The following is a 16,457-nucleotide window of genomic DNA, read 5'->3' as shown; positions in this document are numbered from 1 at the left end:
TTATATATAGTATAATATCATTACTATATTTTAAGGAGATATTCTATGAGTGATAAAATTCCTAATATGGATTTTGACGCAGATGAGGTAATTGAGGACTTCAAGTCAAAATTCAAATGGCCTTCAAGCAACGAGGTTGAGGTTGTAGTAAGACCTCCAAAGGTTGCGCTAAAGCTTTTGCTGTCGTTTATCATTACGGCAGTTATCGGTGCAGGCGCTTACTATATGATGCTTCCTGCAATGAATTTCAAATCAACCGATTTTTATACATTCTGGTTTGTAATTATTGCGGTGTTCTGCGGAGTCTTTTACGTGCTTTGCGGTGCAAGGACAAAAATAGAACGCAGAGAGTATTGCAAAAAGCGTTCCGTATTCCCGATAGTTCTTGTGGCAATGATGCTTTTGGTTATGGTTGTCGGCTACATTTCGGGCTGCACATTGCTTAGGGCAAAAAGCTACAGCGAGCTTGTTGATGTTAAGGAAAGCAGCTTTACAGAGGATTTTAAGGATATAAATTATACCGATGTTCCACGTCTTGATGCCGCTACATCAAAGGTGCTTGCCGATCAGCAGTTGGGCTCTCTTTCGGAATACAAGAGCCAGTATGTTGTATCAAATGTTTCTACCCAAATCAATTATAAGAACCACCCTGTCAGAGTTGCATATTTGGAATATGCAAATGTTTTCAAATGGTTTAACAATACAAAGAACGGCTTGCCTGCATATATGATGACTGACCTTGTCAGCCAAAAGGTTGCCGTTGTTAACTGTGTTGAAAAATTCGGCAGCGGTATCAAGTATTCACCTACCGAGCTGTTTAACGAAAGGCTTATTCGTCACTTGAGATTCCAATATCCTACCGAAATTCTTGACACTCCGAATTTCGAGATTGATGATGATGCTCATCCGTATTGGATTACTCCTGTGCTTGACAAAACTATCGGCTTGTTCGGCGGTACAGATGTTAAGGGTGCTATCATTACCGATGCTCTTACCGGTGAAAGCGAGTATTACAGTATGGGACAAATCCGTACGGATAACTCTCTTAACTGGATTGACGTTGTTTACAGCGAAGCACTTGTTATTCAGCAGTACAATTATCACGGCAGACTGTCCAACGGCTTCTGGAACTCAATTATTTTCCAAAATGATGTTAACGTAACATCAAGCGGTAACGGTGTTATTGCTATGGATGACGACGTTTGGGTATATACAGGCGTAACCTCATCAGAGGCTGACACATCAAACTTCGGCTTCATTCTTTGCAATCAGCGTACAAAGGAATTGCGTTACTATAAGAACGGCGGTGCACAGGAAAGCTCGGCACAGGCGTCGGCTGTTGACCTTGTTCAAAACTACGGATATATGGCAACCTTCCCGATTCTTCTTGATATTGAGGATCAGCCAACCTACTTTATGTCGCTTTACGGCTCCGGCTACACCGTTAAGGGCTATGCACTTGTAAACCTTGATGACAAAACTATCGTAGGCACAGGTCTTCTTGATATTGAAAAATCACACACAAATGCCCTTAATGCCGCTGTTGAAAACTATATTTCAGCACTCAAGGATAAAAATGTGGTTGACGAAAATGCGGATGCCGACGACTATAAGGTTGATGCAAGCGCAAGCACTGTGGCAGGTGAGAATGTTGACGGCGATACCGATGCAGTTGAGCCTGAAAAGCTTACCGTAACAGGTGAAATTACGGATATTAAGACATCTGTAAACGACGGCAACACAGTATATTATCTTCAGGTAAAGGAAAAGTATTACTACATTAAGGTTACGGATTGTATGGATGTTCTTTTGATGAAAAAGGGCGACAAGGTTACTGTTACCTACACAAAGGATTCGGATAAATTCATAAAGGCAGATAATGTAGAAATAAAGTAATAAAAACGGGTTGAGAATTTCAAACTCAACCCGTGTTTTTATTATTTGTTATTTAGAAAGCAATTTTTTCTTCAATAAATGCTTCAAGCTCGGAGATAGGCAATCTAACCTGCTCCATAGTATCTCTGTCACGTACTGTTACACAGCCGTCCTCAACAGAGTCAAAGTCGTATGTGATGCAGTACGGTGTACCGATTTCGTCTTGTCTGCGGTATCTCTTACCGATTGAGCCTGCGTCATCGTAATCAACCATAAATTTCTTTGAAAGGCTTTGGAATACTTCCTCTGCCTGCTCGTTGAGCTTCTTTGAAAGAGGAAGCACGGCACACTTGTACGGAGCCAGTGTCGGATGGAAATGCATAACGATTCTTGTATCGTTCTTTTCAGCATCCAAAACCTCCTCGTCATATGCCTCGCAAAGAACTGCAAGGAACAATCTTTCAACACCGAGCGACGGCTCGATAACATATGGAATGTACCTTTCGTTTGTCGTACCGTCAAAGTATTCAAGGTTTTTGCCCGATGTGTTGATGTGCTGTGTGAGGTCGTAGTCTGTTCTGTCTGCTACGCCCCAAAGCTCACCCCAGCCGAACGGGAAGTTATATTCAAAGTCTGTTGTAGCCTTTGAGTAGAAGCAAAGCTCCTCGGGGTCGTGGTCACGAAGCCTTAGGTTTTCAGGCTTGATGTTGAGTGAGTAAAGCCAATCTCTGCAGAAGCCTCTCCAATATTCAAACCACTCAAGGTCTGTGCCCGGCTTGCAGAAGAACTCAAGCTCCATTTGCTCAAATTCGCGTACACGGAAGATGAACTTACCCGGAGTGATTTCGTTTCTAAATGATTTACCGATTTGAGCAACACCGAAAGGAACCTTTCTTCTTGTTGTTCTTTGGATATTTGCAAAGTTTACAAAGATGCCCTGTGCAGTTTCGGGACGAAGATAAATTTCGTCCTTGCTGTCCTCGGTTACACCCTGGAATGTTTTGAACATAAGGTTAAACTGACGGATGTCCGTAAAGTTGTGAGCACCGCAGTTTGGACACGGAATATTCTTTTCCTTGATGTATTCGCTGAGCTGCTCGTTGCTCCAGCCTGCAACGTTTGTGCCGTCAAAGTCTTCGATAAGCTGGTCTGCTCTGTGACGGGTTTTGCATTCACAGCAATCCATAAGAGGATCTGAAAATCCACCCAAATGTCCCGAGGCAACCCATGTCTGCGGATTCATCAAAATTGCAGAATCAAGCCCAACATTGTATTTGTTTTCCTGTATGAATTTTTTTCTCCAAGCGTTTTTGATGTTGGTTTTAAGCTCAACACCCAACGGTCCGTAATCCCAAGTGTTTGCAAGACCGCCGTAAATTTCGCTACCCGGATAAACAAAGCCTCTGCCCTTGCAAAGAGCTACGATTTGATCAAGTGTTTTTTCAGAATTTAACATTGATATATCCTCCAAAAATTGATGTTATATATTATACTATTAATATTTGCTTTAGTCAACCTATTTTGTAGTGCTCGTCTGCCAATACAGCCTCGGCACATTTTATGCCGTCAACTGCGGCAGACACAATGCCTCCGGCATATCCCGCACCCTCACCGCAGGGATACACACCCTGAATGTTACATTCCATAAATTCATCACGCAGAATACGCACACTGCTTGAGCTTCTTGTTTCAGGTGCAGTCAGCACCGCGTCGTACAGATTAAAGCCGTGCAGCTTGTTGTCCATTTGCACAATGGCGTCCTTCATTGTTGCACACACCTTTGCAGGCAGACATTCTTCTATGTCAGTCAGCGTAACTCCGGTAGGGCAGGTCGGATGAACATCACCGAGCCCCTTGCTTTCCTTTCCGGCAAGAAAGTCGCCCACAAGCTGGGCGGGTGCCTTGTAGTCGCCGCCACCGAGCACAAAGGCTTTGTGCTCAATCTCTCTTTGGTAATATATGCCTGCAAGCGGATGGTCTGACGGAAAATCCTTTGGCTCTATTCCGACCAAAAGTGCGGAATTTGCATTTTCTCCGTCTCTTGCAAGTGAGCTCATTCCGTTTACAATTACGCCCTCCTTTTCGCTTGCGGCGGCAACAACCGTACCGCCCGGGCACATACAGAATGTGTATGCTCCGCGCTCGTGCAAGCCGTGGCAGGCAAGCTTGTAATCAGCAGCACCGAGCTTTGGGTGATTTGCAAATTTGCCGTACTGTGCCTTGTTTATAAGGCTTTGCGGGTGCTCTATTCTTGCACCTACGGAAAACGGCTTTTGTATTATTTCTACACCGAGGTTGTACAGCATTTCCACCGTATCTCTTGCGCTGTGACCTATTGCCATTATTACGCTGTCGGTTTCCATATCGTACCTTTCGCCGTGGTGAATGTACGACACTCCCTGCACGGCACCGTTTGCGATTAACAGCTTGTCAAGCCTGCACTCAAGCCTTACCTCGCCGCCGAGTCGTTCTATTTTTTTTCGTATATTTTTTACAACTATTGCAAGCCTGTCCGTGCCGATGTGCGGCTTTGAAGAATACAGTATTTCCTCAGGTGCACCTGCCTCGTACAGCTCCTCAAGTACCTTGCGTATAAAAGGACTTTTTATTCCGGTTGTCAGTTTTCCGTCGGAAAATGTGCCTGCTCCTCCCTCACCGAACTGAACATTGCTTTCCTCGTCAAGCCTGCGTTTTGTCCAAAATTCGTTTACGTCACGTTGCCTTGCATCAATGTCCTTACCACGCTCCAAAATGATAGGCTCTGCGCCTGCCTGGGCAAGTATCAATCCTGCAAGCATACCTGCGGGACCGAAGCCCACAACAATAGGACGGAATTTTGATTTTCTTCTGTTCACAGGTATGTTGTATACATATGGCTTTACCAATGACACCTTGTTTGATTTGCATTTGCCTGCAATCTGGTTTTCGTCAAGGGAAATAGTGACGTCAACACTGTATGTAAAGTGCACATCGTCCCTGTGCCTTGCATCCACACTCTTTTTGAATATGGTAAGGCTCGTTATGTATTTTTCGTTTATCTTTAATATCTTTGCCGCTTTCTTCTTCAGCAAATCCTCGCCGTCGTCAAGCGAAAGCTTAATTTCGTTTATTCTTATCATATTAGCCTTGTACCCTCGCGGTAATACTGTTTGCGGCATTAATTCCGCTGTATAGTGCGTAGGTCAAATTGTATCCTCCGCATTCAAATTGATTGTCGGTTAACTCACCTATAATATAAAGGTTTTTATTTATTGTTGATTCATTACCTTCTGTAAGCTCGCTGTTCGGCACACCGCCGTTTGTGATTTGTGCAAAGTCATAGCCCTTTGTGCCTGTAATAATGATACGCTGATGCTTAATACATTTTACTACTTTTTCTACATCACCGCCCGATTGCTTTTCGAGCACCCTGCAAAGCTTTTGCCCGAGTATTCCCTCAAATGTGCCGAAGCGGTTGTAATGCTCTGCCAGAGCCTCCTCGCTTACCTCCGGTACAAAATCAATTACGGCAACCGATTTGTCCTCACCTGATGCAAGCCTTCTGTCGCTTATTAGGTGAGAAAGATTCATTATCACAATACCCGATAGGCCGTAATCCGTAAACAGTAGCTCGCCGTACTCTTCACCGACGATTTCTCCGTTTGTTTCAATCTTAACATTACATTTTGTTCTTGTTCCTTTAAGTATGCGACAGGTTTTGTTTGACGATGTCATCTGAACAAGAGCAGGGGACAGCTCTGTTACCGTGTGACCGAATGCTCTTGCGTATGCGTATCCGCTCCCGTCAGAGCCAAGTGCACCTTGCGCCTTGCCTCCTGTTGCAAGTACAAGCGCGTCAGCCTCAAATTCTCCCTTGTCGGTGTGTATGTAATAGGTGTTGTCGCGGTGCTCTGCTTTTTTTACCGTACATCCTGTAATTATTTTTATTCCAAGCCTGTCACACGCAGACCTCATCACCTGTACAACTGTTCCTGCCTGCAACGAGTATGGGTACATTCTGCCGTCTTCGTCCTCTCGAAGCATTAAGCCGAGTGACGTCAAAAGCTCCTCAACCTCGCGGTAATGCTCTGCGTTTTTGTTTGCAATGTTGCATCTGCCGTTGCCGGTTGCGTGTATCTTTTTCAGTATCTCGTCAAGATGCTCCAGCACCGTAACATCAATTTTGGGGTTATTCTGTTTTAAACTAATCGCTGCAGTAATGCCCGAGGCACCGCCGCCGATAATTACAACCTTCATCTCTTTCACCCAATATATATTGTAATAAATACAGATATATAATATATTATAAGAAGCAAAAAATCAATTGTAATTTTGCAATGTTTTTAATAATTTAATCCTTGACATATGTTGACAAATGTGGTATAGTCTTTGTACCTCGTCAAAAAGGGTTTATTTTTTGTGCCCTGATTTAAGCTCGTAAGCGTTGCGGGCGTGGCAACACGAGGGAGATTGTTATCGAAATTAATTAGGAGGTGCCAAAATGAGAGTTAAGATTACATTAGCTTGCACTGAATGCAAACAACGCAATTACAACACAATGAAAAACAAGAAAAACACACCTGACAGACTTGAAATGAACAAGTATTGTCGTTTCTGTAAGAAGCACACACTTCACAGAGAAACAAAGTAACGGAGGAATAACGATGGCTGAAGATAAGAAGGCTAAGAAGACAGACAGCAAAAAGTCAAAGTCTAAGAAAAATCCGTTCAAGTCAATCGCAAGTTTCTTCAAGAGTGTTAACAGTGAGGGTAAGAAGGTTACATGGCCTAAGGCAAAGGAAGTACTTAAAAATACCGTTGTCGTTATAGTAGTAATCGCTATTGTCAGTGCGGTTATCTATGTTATCGACCTTGGTCTTACAAGCGGTATGAAGGGTATTAAGCAGTTGGCTCAAACAACAACAAGCCAGGCAGAAGAGACAACAGCAGAAACAACTACTGAGGCTCTTACCGAATTAACAACAGAAGCCACCACTGCCGAATAATTAAGGAGGCAAATGATGGAAGAAGCAAAATGGTATGTTGCCCACACATTTTCAGGCTATGAAAACAAGGTGGCAACCGACCTTAAAAATAAGGTCGAAAACCTAAATCTTACTGATATGATTCAAGAAATTGTCATTCCTACCGAAACTGTTGTTGAGGTTAAGGACGATGGTACAAAGAAGGAAATCGAAAGGAAGATTTTTCCTTCATATATCATGGTCAAAATGGTTATGACAGACGACACTTGGTACATCGTTCGTAACACAAGAGGCTGTGCAGGCTTTGTTGGCCCCGAGGGCAAGCCTGTTGCTTTGACCGAGGAAGAGGTTAGAAATCTCGGCGTAGAAAAGGTTACGGTAGAGGTTCAGTACGAGGTTGGCGATATGGTAACCGTTATCGACGGTCCGCTTGAGGGCTTCACCGGTACGGTAGAATCTATCGACACAGCTAATAACAGCGTACAGGCTGTTGTATCAATGTTCGGTCGTGAAACTTCAGTTGATTTTGAACTTGACCAATTAGAAAAGGTCAAAGATTAATTTTAGTAATAAGCGGCTTAGTCCGCATTACCATAAGCCGTTATTTATAACGGATTTATGAGTGGGAGGAGATACAGCTTCTCCGCCAACAACCACATTTTTTAGGAGGAAAATAATTATGGCTCAAAAGGTAGTAGGTTTAATTAAACTTCAAATTCCTGCCGGTAAAGCAACTCCGGCACCACCTGTAGGTCCGGCTCTCGGTCAGCACGGTGTAAACATTGTTGCTTTTACAAAAGATTTTAACGAAAGAACAAAGAATGACGCAGGTCTTATCATTCCTGTAGTAATTACTGTATATGAAGACCGTACATTCACATTCATCACAAAGACACCGCCTGCAGCAGTTCTTATCAAGAAGGCATGCGGCATTGACAAGGCATCAGGTGTGCCTAACAAGACAAAGGTTGCTACAATCTCAAAGGCTGATATTCAGAAGATTGCCGAGCAGAAGATGCCTGACCTTAACGCAGCATCGCTCGAGGCAGCTATGTCAATGATCGCAGGTACAGCTCGCAGCATGGGTGTAGTAGTAGAAGACTAATTCCCTATGTGGGAGGAAAAATCCGATTAACCACTGGAGGTAATTTTTAATGAAACACGGAAAGAAATATACAGAAGGCGCAAAATTAATTGATCGCGCTAATTTATACACATCAACAGAGGCTTTGGATCTTGTAGCAAAGACTGCAACAGCAAAGTTTGATGAAACAGTAGAAGTACACATTCGTTTGGGTGTAGACTCACGTCACGCAGACCAGCAGGTTCGTGGTGCCGTAGTATTGCCAAACGGTACAGGTAAGGATGTTAAGGTAGCAGTATTCGCAAAGGGTGATCTTGCAAAGGCAGCTCAGGAAGCAGGCGCAGACATCGTTGGCGACATGGATCTTATGCAAAAGATTCAAGGCGGCTGGATGGAGTTCGATGTATGTATCGCATCTCCTGATATGATGGGCGTTGTAGGTCGTTTGGGTAAGGTTCTCGGTCCTCGTGGCTTGATGCCGTCACCAAAGGCAGGCACAGTTACCATGGACGTAGCAAAGGCTGTTCAGGAAGCAAAGGCAGGTAAGATTGAATACCGTCTTGACAAGTCAAATATTATCCACTGCCCAATCGGCAAGGTATCATTTGGCACAGAAAAGCTTCTTGAAAACTTTAACGCACTCCTTGACGCAGTTATCAAGGCAAAGCCTGAGGCTGCAAAGGGTCAGTACATTAAGTCATGTGCAGTTGCATCAACAATGGGTCCGGGTGTTCGTATCAATCCTGCAAAGGTTGGTTCAGCAGCAAACGCTGACTAAAAAAGGTGTTGACAAGGTTAGTTCCTTGTGATACAATATACAAGCTGTTCAACCAAAGACAGTAGGTGTCCCTGTGACATAAGCATTGTCGCCTACCGAGGAATGAGCATTATGTAGCACTTAGGTGCGTAATTATGTAATGTCGTGCATCCTCGAATTTTGGGGATGCACTTTTATATTTGTTTGGATAGCTCCTAAAGTCCGCACCTGCGGCAAAATAATTATGGAGGTAAACTAAAATGCCAAGTACAGTAGTTCTTGAAAAGAAAAAGCAACAGGTTGCCGATCTTGCAGAGCGTATCAAGGGTTCATGTGCAGGTGTAGTTGTTGACTACAAGGGTATCAACGTTGAGGATGACACCAAGCTCAGAAAAGAGCTTCGTGAAGCAGGCGTTACTTACACAGTAGTTAAGAACTCTATCCTCAAGCGCGCAGCTGAAGAAGTTGGATTGAACATTGACGCATCTGTCGTAGAAGGCACAACAGCCGTTGCAACATCAGTTGATGATTATGTTGCAGCAGCACGCATCTTGAACAAGTATGCAGAAGCAAACGAAAGCTTCAACATCAAGACAGGTTATCTTGACGGAGCAGTTATCGACAACGCAGAGGTTGTTGCTCTTGCAAAGCTCCCATCAAGAGAGACACTCCTTGCTACTATCGCAAGCGTTGTTGTAGAGCCTATCGCTTGTATCGCTCGTGCAGTTAATGCACTTGAGGAAAAGGGTGGCGCAACACCTGTTGAGGCTCCTGCACAGGAAGCTCCGGTAGAGGAAGCACCTGCAGCAGAAGAGGCACCTGCGGAGGAAGCTCCGGCAGAGGCACCGGCTGAAGAATCAGCAGAATAATTATAAACTTAAATTCTAATTTTTACGGAGGAAAATATTATGGCATCAGAAAAGATTACAGCAATTGTAGATTCAATCGCAGAGCTTACAGTTCTTGAGCTTAAAGAGCTTAAGGAAACAATCGAGGAAACATTCGGCGTAACTGCAGCAGCAGTAGCAGTAGCAGCAGCTCCTGCAGAGGGCGGCGCAGCAGCAGCTGAAGCAAAGTCAGATTTCGACGTTGTATTGACAGACGTTGGTGCAAACAAGATTCAGGTTATCAAGGCTGTTCGTGAGGCAACAGGTCTTGGCCTTAAGGAAGCAAAGGAGATCGTTGACGGTGCTCCTTCAACAATTAAGGAAGCTGTTCCTGCAGCTGACGCAGAGGCTCTTAAGGAAGCTCTTGCTGCAGCAGGCGCAACAGTTGAACTTAAGTAATTTTAGTTTAATTAAATCCATAATTTCAGAGGCTGCAAAATGTAGCCTCTTTTTTTATACACAATAGGTTGTATTTGCGGATATATCGTGTTATTCCTGTTGTATCAATTTATGAATAAATTGTAAATCTCATTTTGCCATATTCACAATATATTGATTTTTTGGGCGAAATATGGTATAATTAGCACAACATATAGAACAGCTGTTTTTATGTTAAAAAATAATGGAGGTAGCTGATATGTCAGATGCAATGATGTATATTATTTGGGCGGCGGCTATTATCGGATTTGCTGTGCTTGAGACAGTAACGGCTCAGCTTGTGTCAATTTGGTTTGTTGTGGGCTCGATTGCGGGGCTTGTGTCGGCACTATGCGATGCTCCGATTTACCTTCAGTTTCTTATCGGAATTGCGGTCAGTATTTTGGCATTAATAATTACCCGACCGATAGTTAGTAAAAGGCTACAAACCGAAATACAGCCGACAAATGCTGACAGGGTAATTAATTCCGATGCCGTTGTTGTAGAGGAAATAGATAACATTAAATCCACCGGTCAGGTAAAAATTGACGGTAAGATTTGGACAGCTCGCAGCTCAGATAACGAGATTATTCCGCCAAACAGCATTGTTGTGGTAGAAAAAATTGAGGGCGTAAAGCTAATAGTAAACAAAAAATAAACATATAATAATTAATAACCATAAAGGAGAAATACTATGAAACTATTTATTGTAATTATTGTGCTTATTGTTGCAATTATGGCACTTGTTTTTGCAAACATCAGGGTTGTGCCGCAATCAAAGGCATATGTAATTGAAAGACTCGGAACATATTTTTCCACCTGGGAGACAGGCTTGCACGTAAAGGTTCCGTTTATTGACAGAATTGCAAAAATTGTGTCCCTAAAGGAGCAGGTAGTAGACTTTAAGCCACAGCCCGTTATCACTAAGGATAACGTTACAATGCAGATAGATACCGTTGTGTTCTATCAAATCACAGACCCAAAGCTTTATTGCTACGGTGTTGAAAGCCCGATTTCCGCTATCGAAAATTTATCGGCAACAACCTTGCGTAATATCATCGGTGAGCTTGAGCTTGACTCCACACTTACATCCCGTGATACTATCAATGCAAAAATCAGAGTAATTCTTGATGAAGCAACTGACCCATGGGGCATTAAGGTAAACAGAGTAGAGCTTAAGAACATTATTCCGCCTCGTGAAATTCAGGACGCAATGGAAAAGCAAATGAAGGCAGAGCGTGAGCGCCGTGAGGCAATCCTTCGTGCCGAAGGTGAAAAGCAGTCGAGAATTCTTGTTGCAGAGGGACATAAGGAATCAAAGATTCTTGAGGCAGAGGCAGAAAAGCAATCTGCAATCCTTCGTGCCGAGGCTGTTAAGGAAGCAAAAATCAGAGAGGCTGAAGGTGAGGCACAGGCTATTGCAACAGTTCAGCAGGCAAGCGCAGAGGCTATTAAGCTTCTTAACGAGGCAAATGCAAATGATGCCGTAATTAAGCTAAAGGCACTTGAAGCATTTGCAAAGGCTGCTGACGGCCAGGCAACAAAGATTATCATTCCGTCGGAAATTCAGTCCGTTGCAGGACTTGCCGAGGGTATTGTAGAATCGGTTAAAAAATAACATATAAAATTGCGGCTCCTCTTGTTATTCTAATAATAAGAGGAGTCTTTTTGTATGGCTTGAAATATAAAAATATATATGGTATAGTCTATTGAGTATTAAACATTATAGAGGTAGATATGAAAATACAAATTTCCGACCATTTTAATTATAATAGGCTGATTAGGTTTACCGTGCCATCAATAGTAATGATCGTTTTTTCATCAGTATATAACGTGGTTGACGGATATTTTGTGTCAAATTATACAGGCAAAACACAGTTTGCCGCAGTCAATTTGATTATGCCTTTTTTGCTGATGCTCAGCGTTGCAGGCTTTATGCTCGGTACAGGCGGAAACGCTATTGTTTCCAAAGCATTAGGTGAGGGCAAAAAGAAAAAGGCTAACGAAATATTCTCAATGCTTGTGTATGTCACCATTGCTTTCGGAATGGTGATTTTTGTGCTTGGTGAAATCACTATGCCACAGATAGCAAGGCTTCTCGGTGCAGACGGCGAAATGCTTCCTTACTGCATTTTGTACGGCAGAATTATAACGATAAGTGTTGCTCCGTTTATGCTTCAGGTGTTTTTTCAAAGCTTTATGGCAACTGCGGGCAAGCCTCAAATAGGACTCGCAGTAACACTTACGGCAGGAATAACAAATATTATTTTGGATTTTGTTTTTGTAGGGTTCTTCAAATGGGGCATTGTGGGTGCCGCCGCCGCAACGGTAACGGGTGAAAGCCTCGGCGGAATTATTCCTCTTATATATTTTATGCGCAAGAATACAAGCTCTTTGCGTCTTTGCAAAACTCATTTTTACGCAAAGGATTTGCTCAAGGCTTGCACAAACGGCTCGTCCGAGCTTATGAGTAATTTGTCAATGAATCTGGTAAGTATGATTTACAATTATCAGCTTATGAAATATTACGGCGAGGACGGTGTTGCGGCATACGGAACAATTATGTATGTCAACTTTTTGTTTTTGTCAACGTTCTTAGGATATTCTATCGGCTCGGCTCCTATTGTGGGATATAATTACGGAGCAAAAAACAAAGCAGAGCTTCAAAACATTTTCAAAAAAAGCATTGGTGTGCTGTTTATGTTTTCGTTGTTTATCACGGTGGCATCGGTTGTTTTTGCAGGGCCAATATCAAAAATTTACGTTGGTTACGATCAGGACCTGTTTGAGCTGACTGTTATGGCATTTAGGCTGTTTTCGCTGTCGTATTTGATTGCAGGGTATAACATTTATGCATCTGCATTTTTCACCGCCCTTAACAACGGCTTTGTCAGCGCTGTAATATCCTTTGCAAGAACATTGCTGTTCCAAATTGTTTGTGTTTTTGTACTGCCTGCAATTTTCGGCAAGGGTGCAATATGGCTGTCAATCACGGTAGCGGAGACATTTGCATTGGTTGTATCGGTAGCCTTTATTGTTAGCAAAAACAAGAGGTATCATTACATCAAATCCAAAAGCGACAGCAATCTTTGATAAATTTTAACTTTTTCTTTTTTTCATATTTAACTTGATATGGTTAAATTACATCATCGGAGGGGATTCATATGTATACGGTGCTTGTGTGCGACGATGACACGGCAATCCAAAATTCAATAAAGATATTTCTTGAAAACAACGGATATAATGTTTTGACTGCATCCGATGGGGAAGAGTGCATAAGTGTAATTGACTCTAACGAAATACATTGCCTGGTGCTTGATATTATGATGCCGAGGATGGACGGCTTGAGCGCAATGCTTAAAATTAGGGAAAGTCAGAATTTCCCTATAATATTGCTGTCGGCTAAAAGTGAGGACACAGACAAAATCACCGGTCTTTCATTCGGCGCAGATGATTACGTTACAAAGCCGTTTAATCCGTTGGAGCTTGTGGCAAGGGTTAACAGTCAAATCAGAAGATATTCAACACTTGGCTCTATGGAAAAAACAGATAGCCAAATAATCACCGGCGGACTTGTGCTTGACACAAGGTCAAAGCAGGTAACCGTTGACGGTGAGCAGGTTCACCTAACTGCCCGTGAATACAAAATTCTTGAATATCTTATGCAGAATATGAATGTTGTTTTGTCGTCATCGCAGATATACGAGGCTGTGTGGAACGAGGCATCGTTCGGCATAGAAAAAACCGTTACCGTACATATAAGAAATATCCGAGAAAAAATCGAGATAAACCCCAAGGAGCCGAAATATTTGAAGGTGGTGTATGGACTTGGATACAAAATTGAAAAGCTCTAATTCGCAAAGGCTTGTAAGAGCCCTTACCGTTGTAATTGCAATTATCGCTATTGTTATCGGCGTTTTTAACGGAATAACTATTGTCAGCTCTGCTTCTGTTTTAGGACCTGCCGTTCTTGATAAAAATGCAACCCTGTATGATTGCCCCGATTTTCAAAGAGAAATCAGAAGCGATGTTAGCAACATTATTGCATGGTCCAACCGTGATTATAATGAAAAGCAAATTAAAAAGGCACAGCAAAGCTGTGTTGATTCCGTGCTTGCCGGTTATGTTTACGCAAAGGATTTTTACGACAGTAATTATCAGGAGATATACAAGTATTATACATACGGAGAAGATTATGGGCCGTACAATTATGTAATCGACAGAATGGAAGCCCTGCACATTAACGACCGCTACAATGAATACGGTGTGCATGAATTCTATTATTCCTACGATTTTTCATATAACTTCCCCGACGGAAGATATTTTTATTTCAGCTTCGAGCTCCCGCTTTCTTATTCAAAGGAGGAGGCACAGACCGAAATTGAAAATAAGTTTTACAACCTGGCAAAGGAGCAAAGCTACGAATATTATCAGGAGCCGAACGTGCCCGAAATAGTGAGCTTTTATGTTGAATCAAAGGACGGTGTGGTTTACACAAATGTTAAGGATTTGAATGTGCTTAAGCAAAGCATTAATGCTCATAACGGCTTTAGTCTTACGGACTCGGATTTGTCCGAAAACAAGCTTTACGGCATTTGTAAGGACACCGATACCTTTTACACGGGAAATACAAAGCAGGCATATTTTTTGCTTACCGATAACTACAAGGCAGGCAGTAAATATGCACTTATCAACAATCGATTTGATTCTGTCAGCCACGATATAAGCAAAAACATTACACTTTGTCTTGTATGCATTGCCGTGATGATTGCCATGCTTATTGTTTCCTGTTGTATGGCAGGCAGAAGGCAAGCCGAATACAGTAATATATCAATAGACAAAATGCCTAACGATTTGCATTTTTTACTTAACGGCGGTCTTGTTGCAGGAGGATTGTACCTTGGATTAATTGCAGTTTATCTTTATATAAACATTGTTGTATATAATGAAAATTCTTCTTATCATCGTCTGTTGACTATGCTTGCAGGCTCAAGGTGGTATGTACCGGCAATATGCGCACTTGCCTGTGGCATATATCTGCTTTTCTGTGAATGGCTGACATCTGTTGCACGTCAGGTAAAAACGCATAGCAAATTTTTCAAAAACACCATTGTTTATATGCTGGCAAGGCTTTGTGTAAGGCTGTTTAAGACGATTATTATTAAGCCTGCAAAGAAGGGCATCGGCTTAATAAAATACCGTCCCGTAGCCTTCAAAAAGCAGCTGATAGGATTTTTAATCGGCTACGGATTGGTTAACGTGTTACTGCTGTTTTTTGTTGCTGTGTGTGACGCAACCGGTCCGCGCCTGTTGATTGCATTTGCTTGGTTCGGCATCAATGCGGCAAGCCTTGTGTTTGTTGTAAAATATGTTGTAAGTCTTGACGAAATAATAAGAGCATATAACGAAAGGCGTCCGCCGAGGGTAAACTTTAACACTCTGCCTCAAAGCCTGAAAATGCTTGTGTATGCACAAAGGTATACGAGCGAGGAGCTTAACCGCGCAGTTGAAAAGGCAATTAAGGATGAACGAATGAGAAGCGAGCTTATTACAAACGTTTCTCACGATCTTAAAACACCGTTAACCTCTATTATCAGCTATGTCAAGCTGCTTAAGGATTGTAACATAGAGGACGAAAGAGCAAAGGAGTACATCTCCGTTCTTGATGAAAAGGGTAGCAGGCTGAAGCGACTTATTGATGATCTTGTAGAGGCGTCAAAAATTACCAGCGGAGTTATCACTCTTAATTTGGTACAGCTTGATTTGGGAGAGCTTGCTACTCAGGCGGTGGTGGAGCATCAGCAGGAATTTGCCGACAACGGCCTTGAGCTGATCTTTAAGGGCGACAAAAAGAGCCTGACGGCAGTTGCCGACGGCACAAAAACCTTTAGGGTAATAGAAAACCTGATGTCAAATGCCCGCAAGTATTCGGCAAAGGGCTCAAGGGTTTACGCAGATGTTTACGAGCAGGGCAACACCGCTGTGTTCGAAATAAAAAATGTATCTGCCCAACCTCTTGATATTTCAGAAGAGGAACTTAAGGAACGCTTTGTGCGCGGTGACAAATCGCGTAATCAAGAGGGCAACGGACTTGGGTTGTCCATTGCCGACAGCTTGTGCAAGGCAATGCACGGAAATATGGAAATAACCATCGACGGCGATCTTTTCAAGGTCAAGGTAATTTTACCTAAGCAATAAAAAAGCACTAATACTTGGCTCCCTTTGTTTGCAATCAAGGGGAGCTGTCGTCATTTAGACGACTGAGGGGATAAAAAAGCGGATTGAATTTTGATGTTCAATCCGCTTTAGTATTCTTACTGTTTAATTTCTTTTTTTGGCTTCCATATCAATGCCGACAGCTTGCCGGTTACAAGGTCAAACAACAGCGCCATAGCTATTGTTATGGCAAATGATGCGATAAGGAAGATGTATTTGTGCCTGCTTGACACTCCAAAATGATCAAGCACTATCAC

The 16,457-nt window shown here is 42.6% G+C and carries 17 protein-coding genes and 1 other annotated feature; of the genes, 13 read left to right on the top strand and 4 right to left on the bottom strand.

Features of this window, described 5'->3' with window-relative positions; translation table 11 throughout:
- The first annotated feature begins 45 nt into the window (after positions 1-45).
- Positions 46-1,896, top strand: coding sequence for a CvpA family protein (locus Q0P34_RS00625; protein ID WP_294951461.1), 1,851 nt, complete (start codon positions 46-48; stop codon positions 1,894-1,896).
- A gap of 52 nt (positions 1,897-1,948) precedes the next feature.
- Here Q0P34_RS00625 and Q0P34_RS00620 read toward each other — a convergent pair whose 3' ends face one another.
- The 3 genes from Q0P34_RS00620 to Q0P34_RS00610 are packed head-to-tail and all read right to left on the bottom strand — an operon-like array spanning position 1,949 to position 6,111.
- Positions 1,949-3,331 carry a glycine--tRNA ligase gene (locus Q0P34_RS00620; protein ID WP_178669418.1) on the bottom strand — a complete coding sequence of 461 codons (1,383 nt, stop codon included), beginning with the start codon at positions 3,329-3,331 and terminating at the stop codon, positions 1,949-1,951.
- A gap of 55 nt (positions 3,332-3,386) precedes the next feature.
- On the bottom strand, positions 3,387-4,994 hold the full coding sequence (locus tag Q0P34_RS00615; RefSeq protein WP_294951458.1) for an FAD-dependent protein: 1,608 nt from the start codon (positions 4,992-4,994) through the stop codon (positions 3,387-3,389).
- A 1-nt stretch (position 4,995) separates the two neighbouring features.
- Positions 4,996-6,111 (bottom strand): aminoacetone oxidase family FAD-binding enzyme, encoded by a 1,116-nt coding sequence (locus Q0P34_RS00610; RefSeq protein WP_294951456.1) that lies wholly within the window; start codon positions 6,109-6,111, stop codon positions 4,996-4,998.
- Between the two features lie 244 nt (positions 6,112-6,355).
- On the opposite strand from Q0P34_RS00610, the gene rpmG reads away from it, so the two are divergent.
- The 12 genes from rpmG (at position 6,356) to Q0P34_RS00550 (ending at position 16,182) form a co-directional block, all read left to right on the top strand.
- A complete protein-coding gene (rpmG, locus tag Q0P34_RS00605; protein WP_022194415.1) occupies positions 6,356-6,505 on the top strand; it encodes a 50S ribosomal protein L33 in 150 nt (49 codons plus the stop codon).
- Positions 6,506-6,518: 13 nt separating this feature from the next.
- A complete protein-coding gene (gene secE, locus Q0P34_RS00600; protein WP_294951451.1) occupies positions 6,519-6,860 on the top strand; it encodes a preprotein translocase subunit SecE in 342 nt (113 codons plus the stop codon).
- A gap of 12 nt (positions 6,861-6,872) precedes the next feature.
- The gene (gene nusG / locus Q0P34_RS00595) at positions 6,873-7,400 is read left to right on the top strand and encodes a transcription termination/antitermination protein NusG (RefSeq protein ID WP_178669410.1); all 528 of its coding nucleotides are present in this window, start codon (positions 6,873-6,875) and stop codon (positions 7,398-7,400) included.
- A 118-nt stretch (positions 7,401-7,518) separates the two neighbouring features.
- A complete protein-coding gene (rplK, locus tag Q0P34_RS00590) occupies positions 7,519-7,944 on the top strand; it encodes a 50S ribosomal protein L11 (protein ID WP_178669408.1) in 426 nt (141 codons plus the stop codon).
- 49 nt (positions 7,945-7,993) lie between these two features.
- Positions 7,994-8,701 (top strand): 50S ribosomal protein L1, encoded by a 708-nt coding sequence (gene rplA, locus Q0P34_RS00585; protein ID WP_294951447.1) that lies wholly within the window; start codon positions 7,994-7,996, stop codon positions 8,699-8,701.
- A gap of 34 nt (positions 8,702-8,735) precedes the next feature.
- Positions 8,736-8,887: a sequence feature (ribosomal protein L10 leader region), on the top strand.
- A 53-nt stretch (positions 8,888-8,940) separates the two neighbouring features.
- On the top strand, positions 8,941-9,549 hold the full coding sequence (gene rplJ, locus Q0P34_RS00580) for a 50S ribosomal protein L10 (protein WP_294951445.1): 609 nt from the start codon (positions 8,941-8,943) through the stop codon (positions 9,547-9,549).
- Between the two features lie 39 nt (positions 9,550-9,588).
- Entirely contained in the window at positions 9,589-9,966 is a 378-nt protein-coding gene (gene rplL, locus Q0P34_RS00575; protein WP_178669402.1) for a 50S ribosomal protein L7/L12, read from the top strand.
- A 238-nt stretch (positions 9,967-10,204) separates the two neighbouring features.
- On the top strand, positions 10,205-10,642 hold the full coding sequence (locus Q0P34_RS00570) for an NfeD family protein (RefSeq protein ID WP_294951443.1): 438 nt from the start codon (positions 10,205-10,207) through the stop codon (positions 10,640-10,642).
- 36 nt (positions 10,643-10,678) lie between these two features.
- On the top strand, positions 10,679-11,602 hold the full coding sequence (locus tag Q0P34_RS00565; RefSeq protein ID WP_294951441.1) for an SPFH domain-containing protein: 924 nt from the start codon (positions 10,679-10,681) through the stop codon (positions 11,600-11,602).
- Positions 11,603-11,721: 119 nt separating this feature from the next.
- Positions 11,722-13,077: an MATE family efflux transporter gene (locus tag Q0P34_RS00560; protein WP_294951440.1), complete on the top strand. Its 1,356-nt coding sequence runs from the start codon at positions 11,722-11,724 to the stop codon at positions 13,075-13,077.
- Between the two features lie 71 nt (positions 13,078-13,148).
- On the top strand, positions 13,149-13,838 hold the full coding sequence (locus Q0P34_RS00555) for a response regulator transcription factor (protein WP_294951438.1): 690 nt from the start codon (positions 13,149-13,151) through the stop codon (positions 13,836-13,838).
- Positions 13,813-16,182, top strand: coding sequence for a HAMP domain-containing sensor histidine kinase (locus Q0P34_RS00550; protein WP_294951436.1), 2,370 nt, complete (start codon positions 13,813-13,815; stop codon positions 16,180-16,182). Before Q0P34_RS00555 ends, Q0P34_RS00550 begins: the two co-directional genes overlap by 26 nt.
- A 116-nt stretch (positions 16,183-16,298) precedes the next feature.
- Here the strand turns inward: Q0P34_RS00550 and Q0P34_RS00545 are convergent, their stop codons facing one another.
- Entirely contained in the window at positions 16,299-16,457 is a 159-nt protein-coding gene (locus tag Q0P34_RS00545; RefSeq protein ID WP_294951434.1) for a hypothetical protein, read from the bottom strand.

Source organism: uncultured Eubacterium sp. (assembly GCF_945980375.1).
Lineage (GTDB): Bacteria > Bacillota > Clostridia > Oscillospirales > Acutalibacteraceae > Eubacterium_R.
The sequence above is the reverse complement of the archived record's forward strand: the minus strand, read 5'-3'. Positions and strand labels throughout refer to the sequence as shown.